Genomic DNA, 21834 nt, shown 5'->3' on the forward strand with positions numbered 1-21834 from the left:
GCAAGGAAAACGTTTCAGGAAAACCGCCCGTGCACATCGTTAAAGCGCCTGATTTTTGCGTTGGTCAGTAGGTCAATTGAAACAAAAGTACCTCCGACCGAGGACTCAAATTAACACGGTAAAACAGATTCACCCGATCAAGACCCGGGTCATCGGTAAGATCTTCATTATCAAGCAAGATGGTCACCTTGCCATTTGAAACATCAGACGCTGAAACGATATGGGTCATCTCGTAAATGACGAAAAGCCGGTCCATGACCAGCACAATGGAATCACCCACCTTGATATCGTCATACCTCACCTCTGCCGTGGCAGGCTTGCCATCAAGGCCAGTAACGTAAAGCACGCCATTTTTAACCTCAACGACATGAGGTGCCGGCAGGCTGACTTTGAGAACTTTTTTTGATCCAGACATGATTGCAACTCCCTTAATAAGGACAGATATAAGAAACGTCGACAGGAGCAGAGTTGTTCTGCCCTATCGTCATTTCCCCTGATTATCCAAACAAGATTCCAACACTCGGGATACTGTCAATTCTGACAGTCCCGACGAAAGGCCCCGGGTGACCCGGGGCCACGTGATTCAACCTGACAGTCCCAGTTCCCTGACGCGGACATTGTCCACCGCGTAGTCATTGCCCAGCCCGGTCGCAACATGGTTGTAGAGTTGCAGACGCATGGTGGTAGCGGTTGCGGTAAACACGCCTTTCATGGTCTGCCAGTGCTCCTGGGAAATCGTCACTGGTCCCACCAGGGTTCTACCTTCGACCAATAGGGATACCATCGGCGCGCTCGGCACATTGTTCACCCGCCTGATGTAAATGCTGAACTCATAACGCATGCCCGGCTCAAGGCCACGGTAGTCCCGATACAAAAACACACCATTGGATCGGTCCGTATACGTCCAGTTGTATAGAAACCAGTTCCCGTCTTCATGCTTGATGACCAGATCACGAGGATCAGCGGCCGCCGGCCCTTTTTGCCAACCATTCCAGTTATTGTTGTCGAACGTGGTCAGGTCGTCGAATGGCAGGCGTACCGTCAGCGTCAATACCGGGAACACCACCGCCTCACTTTCATGAGTACTGCCATCGGCCGTGACCTTGCAGGTAAACCTGAGGGTGCTGACGTTTTGCAGCCTATCAAGCTGGGAGCGCAGCAAGGGCTCGTTCAGCCCATGGAGCACATGGGCTGCTGTCACCACCAAACCCTGCAATATTTTGAGGGTATACGGCAGGCCGTCCTTCCCAGTCCCGACACCAGACAACCAGACCCGTTGCCCCGGCAGGATGAACCACCATCGCTCCACGGTGACCGAGGCGTTTCCGGTAAAGGTACGCAGGTCCAGAAGGTCCTTGATAGCCTGCGGCACGACGGGGATCGGCAAGCGCACCGGCATGCTGATCTGCAGGTTGAGATCCGCGGAAGTCGCGACCTTGCAGCTACCGGTAACCGTATAGTTGATCGGCACCGTCTTGCCGATACCATGGATCACCGCCTCGCGCGGGATATGAAAATCGACATGTCCCGGATCGCTGTTACCGGGTTTCGGCGCCAGCGGCAAACAACCTCCGACCTCGAGTTTCCAGCACGGCTGAATGCTCTGCCGGGCACTGATCGCGTCGTATTCCACACGCAGTGTCACGCCGTCCCGGCCGTTGTACACGGTCAGCAGCGAGCCGACGGCTTCACGGACCGTGGGCGCCTTCAACACCCAGTCCTCCTGGGTGATCTCCAGCGTCAGGGTCGGGAACAGCGTGGCCGTGGGCTTATCGGCAACGCCGTTGAAATTCACCGCAAAGTGCACCTCGAACCGGCTGCAGTCAGCCAGCTTTTGCAACTGGGCACGCGGTAGCCAGGTACTTACGCCCTGCTCCAGCCACTCGGCATCGAGCGGCTCGCCTTCAAGCACCTGGAAGCTGTAGCCGATGCCATCCTCCTGCTCACCGGTCACCCACAGCCAGCAAGGTTGCTCAAGCGCCCGATAGTCCCAGGGTTCCACCAGGCAATTGGCATCCCCGGAAAAGGTATTGAGATCCAGTGTGTCGGCAGTGGCCTGCTCCACTACCGGTCGCGGTAGTTGGCTGATATCGAGCACGCTCACCGGGCGCGTTGGCGATTCCCAGAAGACGCCCGAGCTTTGCGTCACGCTGTAGGACACCGTCACCGTCTGACGAAAATTCGCACTGATGGCCGAGGGCGGTACCCGGAACTCAAGCGACGTTTCCCCCTCCACCACCTCACGACACTCGAGTGATGGCGAACCGGCCCCAGGCGTGCCGGCCCAGGCGGGGCAGACCCAATCACCGGCGCTCATGCCGTCATACGCCACCTGAATAGTCGCGCCGTGCGTGGTGTTGAGCGGATTGAGCAACCACCCCTCGGTCTCGTCCTGTGTCGACTCACGAACAACAGGCGGCGGCAGGACCAGCCGGATCGGTACCCGCAGGGTCAGTTCCAACGGCGCCAGGGCAATTGTCCCGCCGTCTCCCCGGTCGATCTTGCAGGTGACCGTCAAAAGGCTCGAATCGGCCAACTGCTCCAGGTCCTCACGCGGCAGGAGACGACTCAACCCCTTCTGCACTTCACTGTCCGTGACCGCTTCGCCCTGCATCAACGTGAAGTCCAACAGGCTACCGTCGCGCCGCGTTCCCACCGCCTGCAACCAGACCTTTTGCCCGGCCTGGATAAACGGCCAGGGCGCCACGGTGTACTCGGCATCGCCGTCGAACGTGCGGATATCCAGTTCGCCTTGATGGGCCTGCGTCACCCGAGGAACCGGCAGAGGGTCCTTGTTCAAGATCACGAAAGCGATGCCCGGACGGAACTGAATGGTATGGGTATGCCCACCGAAGGAGGCGAACAGATCGAAGAACAGCCGGCTGCCGGAGGGACTCTGCGCGTACACGTCGCTGGAGAAACTGCGCTTCCAGCCGAAGCGAATATCGTCCTCGGTCACCGGCTCCTGTGCCAGTAGGCGAAAGTTGGTTCTTTCACCCTCAGGTTCTTCGACGTGGGCCCAGATCGTGACCCGGCAGGCCGAGGTGATGAACGGCCAGGGTGCCATCTCCAGCGTGAAGTGATCGTCGACCAGTGCCGACAGGAACAGAGTCTCGTCGATCAATGGCAGAAGATCCAGAGGCGGAAAAGTGTTCGGCCGGGTGATCCTGACATTGGCTCCCCGCGACTCGAAGGTCTCCTCATCCCGTGTCACGGTGTAGAAGAAGTGGGCGTAGGTATCCAGGTAATAGCCGACATAGTCATAGGGCACCGTGAAATGAACTACTTCATCGGTGTTGCCGTAGACAGGCTCTATCGGCGCAAAGGTTTCCTTCTCCGGTAGCCCGGGCCAGCAGAAACGGATCAGGTCGGTTGGCAGCATGCCGGGGTAACTGACCTCGACAGGTGTACCGTCCAGTGGCACCTGGAGACAGTCCAGGTCACCACCGACAGCATCCAGTAAAGTGGCTTGGGGCAGATCGAGTTCGGCAAGCGGTTGGTCTTTCATCAGGCACACTTCCATTCGGAACATGGGCCATCGGCCGCCCGCCGCCACTGCTGATTGGCCTCATTGGGGCCGGAAACGGGACGAGTGTCTACTGTCAGAAATGACAGGTTCCGCCTTGCCGAGCTGCAAAACAGACCAACGGCGTCACGCTATTTCTCTCAACCACTCGTCGCCACTGTCATTTCTAACAGCTAGCCACCTCTCCCCTCCCGGCGTTGAATACACCTTCAGGACCTGGCTGTCGGGCTTTCGGGTCACCTCTTCGATTACTCCAAAGGCGCCTCGTCATGAACGAAGATCCTTCCCTGCCCGCGTCCTCCGTCATCGACCCGCTGCTCGCCCCTGGCCCACCCGACCACAGTTTCGAACGTGAACCCAAACCCGAACGCCGTGACTTCGAAGACCTGTTCATCGAAGTCTATGGCCAGCGCAAGGTGATCGGCGCCGATATCGGCGTCAACAAGGGCGCCTTCGATACCTACTATCCCGAGGGACTGCTCTGTTACCTGAACCCCTACTTCGAGCAGGAAGAAGGCGATTTCGTCCAGCTGTTCTGTGGCAACATCGACGACCCCGTCGCCTTTACCTCGGTGACCGCAGCCCAGGCGGAAAAAGGCGAGAAGATCCCGCTGTTCATTCCCTACGCCCGTCTGCCCGACGGTCTGATTCAGCCGCTGTTTTTTCGCCTCAGTCGCTTCAGCGGCGGCAATGATGAAGAGACCGAGCACCAGAGCCTGCTGGTCGACACCGTGCCACCTGCTGGCCCTCATGACCCGATTCCCAGCACGCCCTGGCACGAGGAACTGGCTCCGCCACTACCCCCCCAGTTCGTCATCGACTACGGGGTCGACAAAGGCACCGCCGAGCAAGGCGTGCCGGTCACCATTGCCCCGTATCCGCTGGATGAGTCCGCACCCCACAGCTGGCGAATGGCCGAGTTCGACAAGGTTCGCCTGTTTATCGGCGGCGTCCTGGTCACACCCGTGCACAGCGTTACCTGGGACGAGGCCAACAACCGGCGGGAACTCACCATCACTATCTACTACGAGACCTGGCTCAAGGTCGGCGATGGCCAGAAGGTGCTCGAGTACGAGGTCATTGACCAGTGCGGCAACTACTCGGTGAAGTGGTCGCCACAGACCGTGCTCAGGGTCGATATCGGCAACGACGCTCGGCCCCGCCTGCCCTACGCCTATATCGAGGAGTCAGCGGAGTTCGGTGCCGAATTCGATACGGTCGATTACGACCTGATCGGCGAGGACGACGATGCCACACTTGTCATCACCACCATCCGCCAGGGTTATCTGATGGGGGACAGTGTGCATGTCGTCTTGGAAGGACGTACTGCGCAAGGCGCCATCATCCGTGAAACCATCGACTACCCCCTTCAGGACGCCGATACCCGCAGAAATATTGAACTGCCCCTGCGCAACGAAATCCTGCGCGAACTGGTCGGCGGCACGGCTGTCTTGAGCTATCAGCGGATTCGCCCCGGCACTGAACCACAACCCTCGGAAGTGACCCGTCTCGTCATTGTCGGCAGCTTCCTCAGTCGCCTGGCAAAGCCCTTGGTGCTCGAATCGATCGGCGACTTCCTCGACCCCACCTCGTTGCTGGCGACCGTGGAAATCAGCCCCTACACCGCCCAGCAAGCCAGCGACCGCGTCGACCTGTACCTGCTGGGAACCCGCGCCAACAGCGAGCGGGAATTCTGGCATTTCTTCAAGATGGCCGGCAGCACCGATGACCCGGTGACCTTCCGTTTAAAACATGATCTGGACATCGATATTGCCGGGCTCAACGGCGGCAAGCTGGAGGTGCACTACGTGGTCACCAATGCCGAAGGTGAACGTGAGTCCCTGCACACCCCGCTCAATGTCGGTGAAGCCACCGCCACCCTGCCCCTACCGCGTGTCCCCGAAGCCCCGGACGGCGTGCTGGACCCGGAGGCCGAGACCGATGGCGCCACCGTCGTGGTACCCCGCGCCGCCAACTTGGAGGAAGGCGATCTGGTCAGTGTCTACTGGCAGGGCAGCAAGCCCGGTGGCAGTTTCATCCATCGCCAGTTCGAAGTGACCAGCGCCTGGCTCAACAGCGATATTCCGTTCCCGATCAGGCAGCAGTATGTCGAGGCCAACAAGGACGGATCGGTGAAGGTGTTCTATATCGTCGAGCGTGGCCGTGAGCCGGTGCGTTACTCCCATGTGCTCCCGATCACCGTCGGCGCCGCCCTGCAGTTGAAAGAACCCGAAGTATTGGAAACCACCGAGCCGGGCGGCAATCAGCTCAATCCGATCCATGCCGAGACCGCCGTCACCGTGCGTGTGCGCTACGACGGCATGAGCAATACCGACAATATCCAGGTCTACTGGAAAGGCGTTGCCGGGATCGGCAGCCCGGTCGTCCCCCCACAAGCGGGGAACGCCGCCCAAGGTTATGTTGATTTTACCTTGTCGGGTGCCATCGCCGTGGGCCCCAATATCGGCAAGACCGTGGAGGTCAGCTATGAGGTGACCCGCGCCGGAGCAACCAAGCCCTCATCGACACTGAACCTGACCGTACAGAGCTTGCCCGTCTCGGCCTTGCCGCCGTTGCAGATCCTCCAGGCCCACGCCGACGGCCAGGTGGATGTCAACGGCACCGTGACCTTCCGGGTCAATGCCTGGCCGTTCTATCGCCAGGGTGATCGGGTATGGTTGGCGCTGGAAAGCGATAGTCCGGGCGTCAATAGATTGCCGATCTGGACCGCATCGTCAATCAGCGCCGGGGAATTCAACCAGGGCTACCTGCAACGGGTGATCACCAACACATCGGCTCATGCCGAATGGCTACGAGCCCTGGCACACGGCAGCACCCTGCGCGTGATCTTCAAGGTAGCGTTCGGTGGCAGTAGCAACGAGGCTGAGGCCCTGGTGTTCCCGACGAAGACCTATACCGTGAGTAACGTGGTCGAGGTGCCGACCATCACCTCCATCAGGGACGCCACCGGCAAAGAGATCGCCAACACCACTGCCGTGATCACGACAACAGTGACGCTCACAGGCACAGCGGCCAAGGGAGAACAGGTGGAGATTCGTGACGGCAACAACGTCATGCGCACGGTCACTGCCAATTCCAGCAGCGGGGTCTGGACCACCCCCGCCCTGGCGGTGACAAGCAAGGGCTACAGCATCGTCGCGCGTGGCCTCTATGGCAGCAATCCGGAGTCGTCCCCAGCGCGTACCTTTACCGTTATCCAAATCTACTATGAAGACTTCGAAACAGAACCCGAGCGGCTGATCACGGCCGGGCAGAGCATCGACACCTCATTGATGGTGATTCTCTTACTGCCTGGATCAATAGGGGAGGCTGGGATAATAGATTATGAAGGCAGTCACGCTCCTGCTGATATGCAATCTGGACACTCGATTATCGTGAGCCGAGGAAACACAGGCGTACAACGCATGCGCCTGACGTTCAAACGGCCATACGTGAGAGTCAGATTTGCCCTGACGTACCTCAATCGTCCTGTGCAGGTTTTTTTCTATAACTCTGCTGGGGCACTCCTGGACGAGCGTACCTATGAAGGAGGGGGGCATGACCTTCGCCACTACTGGGTTGACTACGCTACGTCGATCAATGACCCCATTGCGTTCATGGAAGTGACAAGTGACCGCGACGGGATCTCCTTGGACTTCTTTACCCTGTGGGGCTGAGCGCAACGAACCTGTCGGATATACCACACCAGCCAAAACAAAAAGAGGAAGCCAAGGCTTCCTCTTTTCGTATTACACAACTCGCTTACCAGCTATAGCGGAACCCGAATTGGCATCCTTGGGCTGGTCGATCCTCTCAAACCGATCAAGACCTTTGGCCGTCACGAAGAAGTTGAATGGCTGTCTATACTGTTTTTTCAGGCCATACCAGCAGATAAGCTCCCCTGCCGATCAGCCTCCAACGCCCTCACCTCGATCACCTTCCAGATATCATAACCATCACGCAACAACAGCGCCGCGCCCTGGATGAGGTGGGCCAGGTCTTCGTCATCAATCTTGCCCAGGTTCATGCAGGACAAGCTGTCGATAATGTCCTTGCCGGCCCGCAGTCTTTCACTGCCGTAGGCATGCAGATCCAGCACTGAAGCACGGGAGTTGATCAGCAGAATGTGGTGATGGGTGCAGGTGGGGGTAAGCGGCTGGTAGATCATGTGAAACTCCATTGAGGTCAGGAGCTGCCACATTTTGCGACCAAGCAAAGGGGGTGGCAGCTGTACGCAGGTTGGTCGACCGGGCCTCAATGACTCCCAGCACACCCGAAGGTGTCCCGCGCACAGCCGCCATGACACGAAGTCGGGACGAAAAAAAACGCCCGCATTCGGATGGTGGCGCTTGTGCGCATTGAGGTCATCGGGCGACCAAGCCCGGTCGTTGAGTTGGCAACGACGATTAATGATAGTCATGAGAGCGGTGGCAACGCAACAGACAAGCCCCCGTCGAACTGAGGGTTTTGGTGAGGTATGGGTTTAACGTCCACCGCTATAGAGCTATGCGATAGAGCATGGCCTTGGTATGATTTCCAAGGGCTATCCATTCAAGAGAGGTTCCCCATGTCCCACGGCACTGTCTTCATCAACAACCGCACGCAAAACATTCGCATCCCTGCGGATATGCGCTTTCCGGCTGACGTCAAATTGGTCACCGTCCGCGCCGTGGGACGCGAGCGAATCATCTCGCCGATTGAAAATACCTGGGACAGTTTTTTCCTCGCCGAAGAGTCGGTATCAGACGACTTCATGACCGAACGAGCCGAACAGGCGCAGAAAGAAAGAGAGTCGTTTGATGATTAAATACATGCTTGATACGAACATTGTCATTTACGTCATCAAGCGCCGCCCCCTCGAAGTGCTGGACAAGTTCAATGCCAATGCCGGGCGCATGGCTATCTCGTCCATCACGCTGGCAGAGCTCATGCACGGAGCCGAAAAAAGTCAGCTCGTCGAAAGAAACACCCGTGCCGTCGAAGACTTCATTTCCAGGCTCGATGTTTTGCACTACGACGAAAAAGCCGCCTATCACTACGGTTCTATCCGTTCAGACCTGGAAAAGAAAGGCATCCCCATCGGCGTCAATGACCTGCACATTGCCGGACATGCGAGAAGCTCGGGCCTGGTGGTGGTCACCAACAATGAAGGTGAATTCAAGCGCGTCGATGGCCTGATTGTCGAAAACTGGATCGCAGGTTAGCGATAACGCCGGATACCGCCGCGCAATCAACGCGACGAATGTTCTCAACCACTCGTCGCCACTGTCATTTCTGACAGCTAGTCAGCACCTCCCTCCCGGCGTTGAATACATCTTCAGGACCTGGCGGTCGGGCATTCGGGTCACCTCTTTGAGTACTCCAAAGGTGCCTCGTCATGAACGAAGATCCTTCCCTGCCCGCGTCCTCCGTTATCGACCCGCTGCTCGTACCTGGCCCCCCCGACCACAGTTTCGAGCGGGAACCCAAACCCGAACGCCGTGACTTCGAAGACCTGTTCATCGAAGTCTATGGCCAGCGCAAGGTGATCGGCGCCGATATCGGCGTCAACAAGGGCGCCTTCGATACCTATTACCCCGAAGGATTGCTCTGTTACCTGAACCCCTACTACAGGCAGGAAGAAGGCGATTTCGTCCAGCTGTTCTGTGGCAACGTCGACGACCCCGTCGCCTTTACCTCGGTGACTGCGGCCCAGGAAGAAAAAGGCGAGAAGATCCCGCTGTTCATTCCCTACGCCCGACTGCCCGACGGTCTGATCCAGCCGCTGTTTTTTCGCCTCAGCCGCTTCAGCGGTGGTAACGACGAAGAGACCGAGCACCAGAGCCTGCTGGTCGACACGGTTCCACCTGCCGGCCCTCATGACCCGATCCCCAGCACGCCCTGGCATGAAGAGCTGGCCCCGCCGCTGCCACCCCAGTTCGTCATCGACTACGGGGTCGACAAGGGCACCGCCGAGCAAGGCGTGCCCATCACCATTGCCCCGTATCCGCTGGATGAGTCCGCACCGGCCAGTTGGAAAATGGCCGAATTCGACAAGGTTCGCCTGTTTATCGGCGGCGTCCTGGTCACACCTGTGCACAGCGTCACCTGGGATGAGGCCAACAACCGGCGGGAACTGGCCCTGACCATCTACTACGAAACCTGGCTCAAGGTCGGCGACGGCCAGAAGGTGCTCGAATACGAAGTCATCGACCAGTGCGGCAACTACTCGGTGAAGTGGTCGCCACAGGTGGTGCTACGGGTCGATATCGGCAACGACGCTCGGCCTCGTCTGCCCTATGCCTATATCGACGAGTCGGACCTGGGCGAGGAATTCGATACCCTCGACTACGACTTACTCGGCGAGGACAACGACGCCACCCTGGTGATCACCCAGGTGCGCCAGGGTTACGTAATCGGCGATGCACTACGCATTACCCTCGAAGGTCGCACCGTGGACGGAGCCATCGTGCGCGAGGTGATCGACTACGACATTCCCGACGATCAGATCGGCCGTAACACCCGCCTGCCCCTGCGCAACGAGGTGGTCCGGGAACTGGTCGGCGGCACGGCGGTGCTCAGCTATCAACGGATTCGTGCCGGAGCCGAACCACAACCTTCCGAGTTGACACGTCTCGTCATTGTCGGCAGCTTCCTCAGTCGTCTGGCCAAGCCGGTAGTGCTCGAAGCTATCGGCGACTTCCTTGACCCCACCTCGTTGCTGGTCACCGTGGAAATCAGCCCCTACACCGGCCAGCAAGCCAGCGACCGTGTCGACCTGTACTTGTTGGGGACCCGTGCCAACGGTGAGCGGGAATTCTGGCATTTCTTCAAGATGGCTGGCAGCACCGATGCGCCGGTGCTCTTCCATTTGCAGCATGATCTGGACATCGATATTGCCGGGCTCAACGGCGGCAGGCTGGAGGTGCACTATGTGATCACCAATGCCGAAGGTGAACGTGAATCCCTGCACACCTTGCTCAATGTCGGCGAAGCCACCGCCACCCTGCCCCCACCGAATGTCCCCGAAGCTCCGGACGGGGTGTTGGACCCCGAGGCCTCGACCCGCGGAGCCAACGTGGTGGTGCCACGCGCCGCCAACCTGGAGGAAGGCGATCTGGTCAGCGTCTACTGGCAAGGCAGCAAGCCCGGCGGCAACTTTTCCTACCGCAAGTTCGAAGTGACCAGCGCCTGGCTCAACAGCGATATTCCGTTCCCGATCGGGCAGCAGTATGTCGAGGCCAACAAGGGCGGATCGGTGAAGGCGTTCTACATCGTCGAGCGCGGGCGTGAGCCGGTGCGTTACTCCCATGTGCTCCCGATCACCATCGGTGCCGCTCTGCAGTTGAAAGAACCCGAAGTATTGGAAACCACTGAGCCGGGCGGTAATCAGCTCAATCCGATCCATGCCGAGACCGCCGTCACCGTGCGCGTGCGCTACGACGGCATGAGCAATACCGACAATATCCAGGTTTACTGGAAAGGCGTAGCAGGGATCGGCAGTCCGGTCGTGGCGCCAAAACCGGGGAATGCCGCCCAGGGTTATGTTGATTTCACCCTCTCGGGTGCCACGGCTGTGGGGCCCAATATCGGCAAGGTGGTGGAGGTCAGCTATGAGGTGACCCGTGCCGGGGCGACCCAGCCCTCGCCGCTACTGAACCTCAGCGTGCTGGAGATTCCACAGGCCAACCTGCAGAGGCCCAAATTCTACGCGGATAACGTCGAAGTGACTGGCGATACGCTTGATGTCCGCAAGGCCATAAAAGTGCGCGTGCTCTCCTGGCCATTGATCGCCGCAGGGCAGAAAGTCTGGTTGAGACTGGAGGGACGGAACGCCAGCGGCGCAGAGCACAACTATCCCCTATGGGAAGCCACCACGGTTTCGGCGACGTGGGTCAGCACCGGGTATGCGGAAATATCGGTACCGGCCAGTTACCTGATTGAGCTGGGCGATGGCAGCTCGCTGTCGGCAACGTTCAAGGTAACGTTTGACCACAGCAGCGTCGAGGCCAATGCCCAGGTATTTCCGACACTCGGATTGAGGGTGAAAAACAACCCTCGAATCCTGAAGGCACCGGTCATGCGGCAAGCGGACTCGCTCAATGACACCCTCAACCTGATAAAACCCCTCACCACCGTCCATATCGAAGTAGATTATGAGGGCATGCAAATTGGGGATCAGATCACAATGGTCTGGGAAGGTACCGCTGGACCAGGCTCCACATCACAGACCCAAACGGTCACGGCACTAGGGCTCCAGACATTTCCTGTGACCTATATAGTTTTTAACCCTAACTGGAATCGAACGGTAAGGATCTACTACCGCGTACTCCCCAAGGGGGCAACCGAGGAGATGGATCCATCGCCCACTCTGAGCATTGCCATTAGTAACATCCAACCGACCGGTCGTCCCATTTACCTGGAGGGTACAACACACCATACCTATCGATTAACGGCTTCGTACTCGATCATTATGGTAGACCCCAACACTCCAGATTATACCGTACTGCTGACCACAAACGGGAATACCGCGGATAGAGTCACGAAAATGCGTGAAGCCGACTCAAAAGCGATGCACTACTATTATATCAATCGAATCGGAAGCGAGCCGGCCCCTTCATCAAATTTAAACCCCACCAACGTACCTGGAATCTGGTACCGATACGTTATTAGTGGTAATCCGGGACAGATTACAGGACCAAGGCTTTTGGGAGCAGGTGCTACTTTCGGCAATAATCTGAACTCTACTGCAAAATTGGAATTTTTAAAAATAGGCACTGTGACCACAGGCACAATTGCTGCAGGAACCCTACTGCAGGGTTATTTTGGTTTTGACGGCTTTTTGTATACGAGCTTCGTATTAACCCACAGCATTGTCTTCACTGTAAAATGACCTCCCATTATTCATGACAAAACAAAGCAAACCAAAAGAGGAAGCCAAGGCTTCCTCTTTTCGTATGACACAACCTACTTACCAGCTATAGCGAATCCCGACATTCGCACCCCAGGGCTGGTCGACCTTCTCGCCCTTGCTGAAGTCCAGGTCGGCATGCACTTGCCACTTATCGCTCAAGGACACCGCGACACCGGTCCCCACTTCCACTCGCGAACCCGAGAGGTCGTTGTGGAACGTGTTGTCGTTGACCTGCACCTTGTTGTTCTTGGCGAACTCCTGCACGAAGGCAGTGCGCAGGTACGGCTGGACCACGCGACCGTCGCCGATGTCGAAGTTGCGCCCGCCAGTCACGCCGACCTTGCCGAGCAGCGACAGGGTACGACCGTTTTCTGCCTTCATGTCGTTACTCAGCTTGTAGTCCTTGGCCCCCACGGCCATGGCCGAAAGCTGTACCGCCGGCTCGACGAAGTAGTCGTTGTCCAGCTTGATGTGACGACCGAACTCGCCGGAAACACCCACACCCATGTTCTTGTGATTGCCCTTGGCTTTCTGGCCGTCGCTGAGCGCCACCGACGACTTGTTGTGGAAGCTGTTGAGCTTGGCCACACCGTCGAAGTAGTAACCGCTCTGCTCGTCCAGCCAGGTGGCGTAACCACCGATATAAGTGCTGTGCACAGTACCGTGGGTACCACGACCCAGGTTCAGGTCGGACTTGCTGTAGCCGCCCATCACACCGGCCAGCCATTGCCCGTCACCGACCGGCAGGCGCCCGTCCGCACCCAGGGCAAAGCCCTGCTGGTTCTGGTCATAGGCGACACCCTTGCCGGCATCGACCTTGTGCTTGTTGCCATAGGTGCGCATCCAGCCGCCACTTTGGCCGCCGTTGAAGCGCAACTCGCCCATGCGCGAACGCAGGGAGGTCAGCTCGCCGTACATCACGGTCGGCGCGACATTGGCCAGGGCCAGTACCGAACGGGTGCCCGGGCTGATGACCTTGGTGTCCGGGTCCAGGTGCCAGTCTTTGCCGTCGTTATCGGCGATCAGGCTGTAGGAGTAGGTCCCGACGTCCACGCGGTCGCCCAGCAGGCTGAAGGTCGCACGACCATCGGCCGTGTGCACCACGTGCAGACGGTCCTCGGACAGCGGGTCGGCACCGCTGCTGTTGATCAGCAGTTGATGCGCGCCTTCGGAGGTGCCGGTGACGTTGAGGAAATCACCCTGCAGATGAGCGAAGTCGGCGCTCATGATAAAGGTACCGTTGCCCGCGAGGTTTTCCACGTCCAACTGGTAGAACGCGCCCAGGTCGCCGAACTTGACGTTGCCGCCGGCCATGTTCAGGTCACCGATGCTCTGGTCGTCGGTCATCACCCAGGTGGCATCGCTGTTGAGCGCCAGGCTGTCGACGTTGTCGAGGCGGCCGGTGAGCACCGAGCCATTGTTCAGGGCTACATGGGCGGTGCCGTTGACATCCTTGACCAGGTCGCCGGTCATGGACGCGCCATTGAGGCTCAGGTTCAGGGTACTGGCATCGCCCACCTGGATATTGCCGGTCAGGGCGCTGTTGCTGACGCGCATGTTGGCGTCGGCACCCTCGGCCAGTTCCAGCATGTTGCCGTTGCCGCCGATCAGGGTCGAGCCGTTGTTGACATCGATTTCGGCGGTGGTCGGGAACGCCGGGTCAGCGACAACCCGCAGCGCGGCGCCGGTCAAACCCTCGACCCGGGTGCCGTCCAGCGTCAGGGTGGCACCCTCGTCCGTTTCAAAGTCCGGGTACATGACAACACCGTTGGCGCTGCCGGTGATGGTGCTGTTGATCGCGGTCAGGCGTCCGCCCAACATGTCCACGCCACTGCTCTCGGCTCCCGTTCCGGTGACGCGGGAACCCTCAAGGGTCAGATCGCCATAGGCGCCGATGATGACACCCCGGGAACCACCACTGATGCTGCTGTTACGGACCACGGCAGTGGACCCGCTGTTTGGCACACCAATAAGGCTACCCAACGAAAGCCCGGCGCCATCGCGGCTGGAAACCGTGGAGTCGGTAATACTGGCATTACTGTTGAACAGTTGGATACCCGTTTGCGTGGAGGCGGAAACACCCGCGCCACTGATATTCACGGTCGAGTTACGCGCGTTAATATCCAGGGAGCGAGCTCCATCGACGACATTCAAGGTCGCGCCATTGTTCAACTGATAACGATCAAGAAGATCGCCAGAACGAACAGTATGCTCCCGACCATCAATCACAGCGGCCTGCGCATAACTACCCAACAGGGTAAAGGGCGCTACTGCAATAAACTTGATGGCGATGGATAATCGCGAATAGTTGAAACCTTTTTTCATATCTACACACATTTCAAGCAAACCTCTAACATCATGTGACGGGAATATCCCGATCCATAAAGCCGAGTATTTGGTCCCGGCTTCGAGAGGCGCTCAAACTACAGATATGAAGGCAAAGATCATGTAGGATAATTCCTTCAACAATGAAGTAATTTCCTCAAGATCTGTCCAGATATAAAAAAGGGAGCACGAGGTTCAAACCCCTTGCTCCCGGGTCAAACAAGGCCCTTCGTTCACTCGTCCAGGGTGATGCGACAGCCTTCACCGTCCAGTTCCTGTTGAAGCAGTAAGGCTTCAGCCGGGTCGGAAGTGCCACCGCCGAAGCCATCCGCCTTGATCAGCCGATAGCGAACCCTGATTTTCGACTCGAATCCGCCCAATTCGATATAGGGTGAATAGGGCACGGTCAGCAGCTCTCCGGGATGACCGGCATCACTGTGGTCCTGGGTCACCTCGATGGGGAAATCGCCTGCGGCGGCACCAATCTCGGTCTCGGTCTCAAACCCCTGTAACAGTCGCCACTCGACCACGATCTGATCACCGACTTTTATATGGGTCCTGTCCAATATCCGAAGGGGAATTCCATTATAGGGCTGGTGCGTGCAGTTGATCAGAAACAACCCCGGCGTCAAATCTATCTTGCGCATGAAAGTGACGACTTCAAGATCGCCTATTTCAAATATATTGACGTTGACCGTTGTCCTGGGTGATTCGATTTCATTGTCGTTGATATTGTTATTCAGTGTGTAATACACCGGGTGTGCGCCATTTTTGACGGTGTCGATCACCGTCCAGGGAACGATCAACTCGAAATGACCTCGTGTCAGGTCCGCATCGTCGACCGTATGCGCAGGAGAGAAAACCGCTTCCGTCCCCCAATACAACTGAACCTGATGACCGATCGCAACATCGTCATACAGATCGAAGGTGACGGTCGCCGGCTCGCCGATATCACCTGGCCCCAGTTCATTTTCTTCGTCCTCAGAGGAGGTCACCAGGGGTGGATCAAGGTCCGGGTTGATCGGCCCCGGATCAATCGGATTAACACCGCCGCCAGCGACCGACAGGTCCACATCCACGGAAATGGGCGGGGTGTAATCATAATTATCGCCACCGCGCACGATCTTGTAGCTCACCGGCGCAGTATATGGCGCCGTGACGCCTCCGGCCTTGAGAGTCTCCCAGGGCACATTCACCGAGGCAGGAAATGACAGCCGATCCAATGGTTTGACCAGCGAATGCCCGTTGAAGCTGACGACGATGCTGTCGCCAATCATGGCGTTGTCGTAACGATCGATCTCGACCGTGACACCTATCTGCGCATCCTTGAGATCGATGGGCGCCAGGGGGACCCGAGGCGGCTGCAGATTGGAAGGCACCGGGTCGATGACCACCCGCAAAGGGTAGGGTTTGGCAGGTTTACTGTCATTACCGGCCCGATCCCATAATTTGTAGGTCAGGTATTTTTCACCGTCCTGTTGGGCAACGATGGCGGTGGCCGGGATCGTGAAGGAGAAGGCCGTGCCATCGCCCGGCAAGTCCCCCCGGGCAATCGGCTGGGTATCGAAGTAACTCCAGAAGAACTCGTACCAGTCACCCGGATGGGGATCCGAATAGGGAGGAATCGTGACTTCCACCCCCCCATGGTCATCCAGGTAGTCGCCGGTGAGCAGATCGCCGACCTCTGCGGGCAACTCCACGGCTTTGGGCTCACTCAGGGTATTGGGATCGTACAGGTCGACGGTGAAACTGACCGGTTCCGCGATCCCGTATTGTATGCCTGAAGTCTGAACTTCATAGTGCAACTTTTTCAGACCATCCGCCCCCAGCAGGCTTTTCGGAATGCTCAGCTTCATGGGAAATTTGCCGGCCAACGGCTTATCCACCCTGATGATCGGGTCCAGCGTCACGTTGCCAAGCTTGATCGTCAAATAGTCCGGTCCCGGCACGTTGTTGCCGACCCACTGCGGAATATCGTACATCAGTCCGTTGCTGTTCAATTCTGCCCGACTGATAAGCCCCGGTTGACCGCCGGGCACATCAGGCAGCAAATTGGTCAGGGTTACCGGGGCGATCTCCACTTCCTCACGGGTACTGGCCCCGGTGTTTCTTGCGGTCAAGTACTGCGCCCGTTGGCGCTCTGCTTCAAAATGTTTTTTGGTGGTACGCATGCTGATGAACTCCCTCGCGGTAACGGAACACTCACCCTTGTGTGCAGGTGAACATGTTTTGCGGCCTTTACCACCGGCAGCCCGAAAAGGGCCCACCGCCGTACGTCGATCAAGGTGAATTCATTAGAGGGGAAATCCGTACCTCGCGCATCCTGTCAGTTCTGACAGGTGCCAGAATCGGAAAACTGTGCATCGCGGGAAAAAACCGGAAAAGTGTTTTTTTTAAAACGCGTGATGCTCAGCAGACCCGGCGGCTATTTCAAAACAAACTAACAACCCCTCTACGAGAATGAAAAACGAAAGGGCATGGCGCCCTCTCGTCTACTCGCTTCGCTGATGCTCAAGGCCGGTGCGCTATTCCCCCAGGCATCGTTTTCCTGATGCAAGAATCAATGAGACCGCCACCATTCTCATCTTCGACTCGCCGCCCGTGCCATCTGTTTTACTCAGGGTGTAATAGACCACCGCAGATCCATTCTGTGGCGTAACCAGCCCGGGAAGCGTGATCAACGGGTTGAACGGCAGGACGGTGATCACCACACCATTGCGGGCCTCTTCCTCACTCAGTACATGAGGAAATCGCTCCTCCGAGCCCGGAATGGCTGGCCCCGAGCCGTTGGTCGAGCTGTGGCCCCCCCAGAACAGGGTGACGGTGTCGTTTTCAGCAAAACGCGGATCGCCGGGAATCTGCACTCGGACCCCCTCCCAGGGAGGCGGCATGGTGTGGCAATTGATCTTGCCCTGAACCGCATCGATGAAGCTCGGCGCCACCAGGTCTTCGATCCGGGTAATGGTCACCTGAACAGGTGTATCGCGGGAACGTTGCCGATTGACGCCATTATCGGTCCAGTAATACACCGGCAAGCGGGGATGGCTGCCAACTCCCTCGACAATGGGCCATGGCACGTAGAGTTCGAGCAACTGTCCGCCGATATCCCCGGCCTTGACCGTGTAAGTGACGGCCAGGGCCGAATCGCTACCCCACATCAACTCAAGGGTTTCGCCCACCTGGGGATCATCGAACAGAAGCACCTCCACCCTCAGGTGCCGATTGCTATCGGCCGAGGTGACGATATCGTCGCCGGTCACCCCCTTGACCGTGACAGGGTCAAGCAACCGATTGATCGGATCAGGCCCTTCCGGGTTCGGGCCCGCGACCGTCAGGTCGACCATGAAGAATGCCGAAGGTGAGTTCTCGGGGGGCAGCGAGCCCTTCTGGTATCTGTAGTAGATTCGTGTCGACGTGGGTGCCGCAAAGCCTCCAGAGGAAACGATCTGCCAACTGACGTCACGAGGAATCGGCCAGAGGTTGACATCCTCCAACAAAAAAGACGGCATCGCATGGGTGTTCCAATAGGGCATTACCCCGTCGCCCGCCTGCGCGCCATCAATGAACGGTATGTTCATGACCACGCCGGCGCGAACATCGGCCAGATCGATCAGGTCATCACTCGCCAGAGGTACCCTGGGTTTCTCCAGATCTCCCGGCATCTGCGCCGTCAGGACTTCAACCTTGGTCGGATCGGAGAAACCCCCGAGGTTACCGGCACGATCCTTCAAGCGATAGCTGGCATAACGCACGCCGGGACCGCTTTTGCGGATGACGGATTCGGGAATCGTGTACTCGACGGGCTGCCCCTGGGCGTGATCGAAGGTGATCGACAGAGTTCCAGCCTCGTCCTCATCTGCAGTCAGTCGCCGAGGCGTTTTCGACCAGTAGTAAATCACCTGGTCTTCCATCAACAGATCAGGCCATCGATCGACGGTGGTCGGCGCACCACCATGGGTATTGAGGTACTCGTCGGTCAGCCCGTCACGCTCCACCTCATTCTCGAAATGCAATGGAGGCCCGGAGTTATCCTGATTCGGCGCGGTTTGATCGACATTGATAAAGGTCGGATCCGAAGTCGCGGTGCCCACCGCCGGGCTGGTCACTCGGTAGCGGATGACCCGAAAGCCGGGCTGGGTCAGGTAGTTGACAGGGATAGTGCGGGTATAGGGGAACAGCTGGTCTGGATCGTAGGGCCCTTGTATTTCGTATTTGGCGGCCGTCTCACTGCCCCATAACAGCTCGACCGTGGTCACGACGGGCAGATGGGCCTGATGACCCGCCCAGACTTTCTCGATCGTGACCTGCAGGTCCTCGAGCTGGGCACTCAGCGGAATCGTCAGTGCGGTTTCGTCAAACAGCAGTGGCAAGGCGGCGGGTATGTGCGGTTCGTCCAATTCAAGGATTCCAGGGTCGGGGGCACTGGGCAGCGACGTGTCCTGAGGCGGGTCAGCGATGGATAACCTGGATTTTCCTTTGGGTTCAGCCTTGGCTTTGGCCATTTGTCTTCTCCTCGAACAATGATCAACGAGCGGCCGTTGACCACCGGGTTGGCGCATGACCAACCGACAAGGCCGTGAAACACATTTAATGCGCAAAGCCGTGCGACGGGTACTGTCAGAAATGACAGGTCGCAGGGCCTTACGTCTGAAAAATCAGCCCCTGGGTAGCAGGGGCCGGGGTGTTCTGGCGGGGGGCGTTGGCGAGTTCGGGCCGTGTCAGAGTGGCGGCAAGGCCCACTCGATCGGCGCCAGGCCGTTCTGTTCGAGAAACTTGTTGGTGCGGCTGAAATGCCCGCAACCGATAAAGCCGCGATAGGCCGACAGCGGCGACGGGTGCACCGACTTGAGCACCAGGTGCTTGGTCGCGTCGATCAGTTTCTGCTTGCCCTGGGCATGGGCGCCCCACAGCAGGAACACCAGCTTGTCCTGACGCTCGCTGACCACTTCGATGATCCGGTCGGTGAAGAACTGCCAGCCGCGGTTGGCATGAGAGGCGGCATTGCCCCGCTCGACGGTCATGGTGGTGTTGAGCAACAGCACGCCCTGCTCGGCCCAGCTTTGCAGGTAACCGTGGTTGGGGATGTCGATGTTCAGGTCGCGCTGCAATTCCTTGTAGATATTGACCAGCGATGGCGGCGTCGGTACGCCCGGCTGCACCGAAAAGCACAGGCCATGGGCCTGGCCGGGACCGTGGTAGGGATCCTGGCCGAGGATCACCACTTTCACCTGGTCCAGCGGCGTGGTGTTCAGCGCATTGAAGATCAAGGGACCGGGCGGATAGATCTGCTTGCCCGCCGCATGCTCCTGGCGCAGAAATTCCCGCAACTCGTTCATGTAGGGTTTGTCGAACTCTTCACGCAGCGCGTGTTTCCAGCTCGGTTCGAGTTTGATGCGGTCGTCGTCGGTCATGGCCTGCAGGTGTCCGGAAATAACAATGGGCGGACACTAGGGAAAGCCCACCGCGCTTGTCAATTGATCCGAGGCATTACCGGCAGTTTCCCACACAGGGATCATACTGAGCATTCAACCCGCAGTCAGAGGTCGCGATGAACCTGCTTTTCGAAGAACTCATCAGCAGCGATGGCGCACGCATCGGCATCGCCAGCCTGAATGCCGAACATACCCTCAATGCCCTGTCCCTGCCGATGATCACCGCCCTGCACGAACGACTCGATGCCTGGGCCAGAGACCCTCATATCGTCTGTGTGCTGTTGCGCGGCAATGGCGCCAAGGCCTTCTGTGCCGGAGGCGAAGTGCGCAGCCTGGCCGAAGCCTGCCGCGCCCGGCCCGGGGAAGTACCGGCGTTGGCCGCGGACTTTTTCGCTGCCGAATACCGTCTCGATCATGCCCTGCACACCTACCCCAAACCATTGATCTGCTGGGGGCATGGTTATGTGCTGGGCGGTGGGATGGGCCTGCTGCAAGGTGCCAGTATCCGGATCGTCACGCCGGGCAGCCAGTTGGCGATGCCGGAAATCGGCATCGGCCTGTATCCGGATGTCGGTGCCAGTTGGTTCCTCTCGCGCCTGCCCGGCAAGCTGGGGCTTTTCCTCGGCCTGACCGGTGCCCGGATGAACGCCCGCGATGCGGTCGACCTCGGCCTGGCCGACCGCATCCTGCACGACGCGCAGCAGGATGAACTGATCGACGGCCTGCTGCAGCTCAACTGGCAGGAACCCCCGGCGCTGCAACTCAACAGCCTGCTCAGGGCATTGGAACATCAGGCCCGCGAGCTGCGTCCGGCGGCGCAGTGGATGCCGCGTCGGGAGCGGATTGATGAACTGCTGGATGTCGCTGATGTGGCCTGTGCCTGGAAGGGGTTGGTGCAGCACACCGAGGATGCCGACAGCCTGCTGGCCCAGGCGGCAAAGAACCTGCGGGACGGCTGCCCGCTGACCGCTCACCTGGTCTGGGAACAGCTCGCCCGGGCGCGCTACCTGTCGCTGACCGAGGTGTTCCAGATGGAATACACGTTGAGCCTGAACTGCTGCCGTCACCCGGAATTCAGCGAGGGCGTGCGCGCCCGGTTGATCGACAAGGACCAGCAGCCGCGCTGGCACTGGCCGGATGTGACGAGCATGCCACGGGCGGTGGTCGAGGCACATTTCCACAAGGCCTGGGAAGGGCGCCATCCACTGGCGGACCTCTCCAATTACTGAGGGGGAGTGGCAGGTCTTGTGTCTCGCCACACTGTGTTGTCTAGTGGCCACGGCCTCCACCACGCCCGTCATGGCCACCGTTGTGACCATGACCGCCGTTGCCACCGTGCTCGCCCCAGCCTTGCCAGTTAGGCTGCCCCCAGCCCCGGTTCGGATAAGGGCGTGGCGGCGGAGCGTAATAGCGCGGCGCCGGCGCCGAGTAGTAACGCGGCTGCGGTGCGTAGTAACGAGGTTGCGGGGCGTAGTAGTAGTCGCGCCGGTAATAGGAACCGCCGCCGTAATAGACCGGAGCCGGTGAGGTGTAGACGTCGGAACGGTAATAGCTCCCACCGCCCTCGTAATAAGGCGCACACGCGGAGAGAGTCAAAGCCAGGCTTGCCGTGAGAAGAAGTCGAAGGGACATGGCGGCCTCCTGGACCGCGAAGATGC

The 21834-nt window shown here is 58.7% G+C and carries 13 protein-coding genes; 5 read left to right on the forward strand and 8 right to left on the reverse strand.

What is annotated here, in order from left to right:
• Window positions 1-64: 64 nt before the first annotated feature.
• Entirely contained in the window at window positions 65-415 is a 351-nt protein-coding gene (locus tag BLU37_RS00840; RefSeq protein WP_090201950.1) for a hypothetical protein, read from the reverse strand.
• A gap of 168 nt (window positions 416-583) precedes the next feature.
• Complete coding sequence (locus tag BLU37_RS00845) at window positions 584-3508, reverse strand: carbohydrate binding domain-containing protein (RefSeq protein ID WP_090201951.1); 2925 nt, start codon at window positions 3506-3508, stop codon at window positions 584-586.
• 287 nt (window positions 3509-3795) lie between these two features.
• On the opposite strand from BLU37_RS00845, the gene BLU37_RS00850 reads away from it, so the two are divergent.
• Window positions 3796-7203 (forward strand): hypothetical protein, encoded by a 3408-nt coding sequence (locus BLU37_RS00850; RefSeq protein ID WP_090201952.1) that lies wholly within the window; start codon window positions 3796-3798, stop codon window positions 7201-7203.
• 197 nt (window positions 7204-7400) lie between these two features.
• On the opposite strand, the gene BLU37_RS00855 is transcribed toward BLU37_RS00850, so the two are convergent.
• Window positions 7401-7694, reverse strand: a complete 294-nt coding sequence (locus BLU37_RS00855) for a hypothetical protein (RefSeq protein ID WP_010452849.1) — start codon at window positions 7692-7694, stop codon at window positions 7401-7403.
• A gap of 399 nt (window positions 7695-8093) precedes the next feature.
• Here BLU37_RS00855 and vapB point away from each other — a divergent pair, with 399 nt between their 5' ends.
• The 3 genes from vapB (at window position 8094) to BLU37_RS00870 (ending at window position 12398) form a co-directional block, all read left to right on the forward strand.
• Entirely contained in the window at window positions 8094-8333 is a 240-nt protein-coding gene (gene vapB / locus BLU37_RS00860) for a type II toxin-antitoxin system VapB family antitoxin (protein ID WP_090201953.1), read from the forward strand.
• Window positions 8326-8730: a type II toxin-antitoxin system tRNA(fMet)-specific endonuclease VapC gene (vapC, locus tag BLU37_RS00865; protein WP_090201954.1), complete on the forward strand. Its 405-nt coding sequence runs from the start codon at window positions 8326-8328 to the stop codon at window positions 8728-8730. The genes vapB and vapC overlap by 8 nt, the downstream gene beginning before the upstream one ends.
• Window positions 8731-8903: 173 nt before the next feature.
• The gene (locus tag BLU37_RS00870) at window positions 8904-12398 is read left to right on the forward strand and encodes a hypothetical protein (protein ID WP_090201955.1); all 3495 of its coding nucleotides are present in this window, start codon (window positions 8904-8906) and stop codon (window positions 12396-12398) included.
• A 78-nt stretch (window positions 12399-12476) separates the two neighbouring features.
• On the opposite strand, the gene BLU37_RS00875 is transcribed toward BLU37_RS00870, so the two are convergent.
• The 4 genes from BLU37_RS00875 to ung form a co-directional block, all read right to left on the reverse strand.
• On the reverse strand, window positions 12477-14744 hold the full coding sequence (locus BLU37_RS00875) for an autotransporter outer membrane beta-barrel domain-containing protein (RefSeq protein ID WP_172832986.1): 2268 nt from the start codon (window positions 14742-14744) through the stop codon (window positions 12477-12479).
• A gap of 233 nt (window positions 14745-14977) precedes the next feature.
• On the reverse strand, window positions 14978-16915 hold the full coding sequence (locus tag BLU37_RS00880) for a hypothetical protein (protein ID WP_090201957.1): 1938 nt from the start codon (window positions 16913-16915) through the stop codon (window positions 14978-14980).
• A 354-nt stretch (window positions 16916-17269) separates the two neighbouring features.
• A complete protein-coding gene (locus BLU37_RS00885; RefSeq protein WP_157696360.1) occupies window positions 17270-19246 on the reverse strand; it encodes a hypothetical protein in 1977 nt (658 codons plus the stop codon).
• Between the two features lie 216 nt (window positions 19247-19462).
• The gene (ung, locus tag BLU37_RS00890) at window positions 19463-20155 is read right to left on the reverse strand and encodes a uracil-DNA glycosylase (protein WP_090201959.1); all 693 of its coding nucleotides are present in this window, start codon (window positions 20153-20155) and stop codon (window positions 19463-19465) included.
• A gap of 137 nt (window positions 20156-20292) precedes the next feature.
• Here ung and BLU37_RS00895 point away from each other — a divergent pair, with 137 nt between their 5' ends.
• Window positions 20293-21405: an enoyl-CoA hydratase/isomerase family protein gene (locus BLU37_RS00895; protein WP_090201960.1), complete on the forward strand. Its 1113-nt coding sequence runs from the start codon at window positions 20293-20295 to the stop codon at window positions 21403-21405.
• 40 nt (window positions 21406-21445) lie between these two features.
• Here the strand turns inward: BLU37_RS00895 and BLU37_RS00900 are convergent, their stop codons facing one another.
• Window positions 21446-21808 (reverse strand): hypothetical protein, encoded by a 363-nt coding sequence (locus BLU37_RS00900; protein WP_010452831.1) that lies wholly within the window; start codon window positions 21806-21808, stop codon window positions 21446-21448.
• Window positions 21809-21834: the final 26 nt, after the last annotated feature.

The sequence above is a fragment of the Pseudomonas asplenii genome, from assembly GCF_900105475.1.
GTDB lineage: Bacteria > Pseudomonadota > Gammaproteobacteria > Pseudomonadales > Pseudomonadaceae > Aquipseudomonas > Aquipseudomonas asplenii.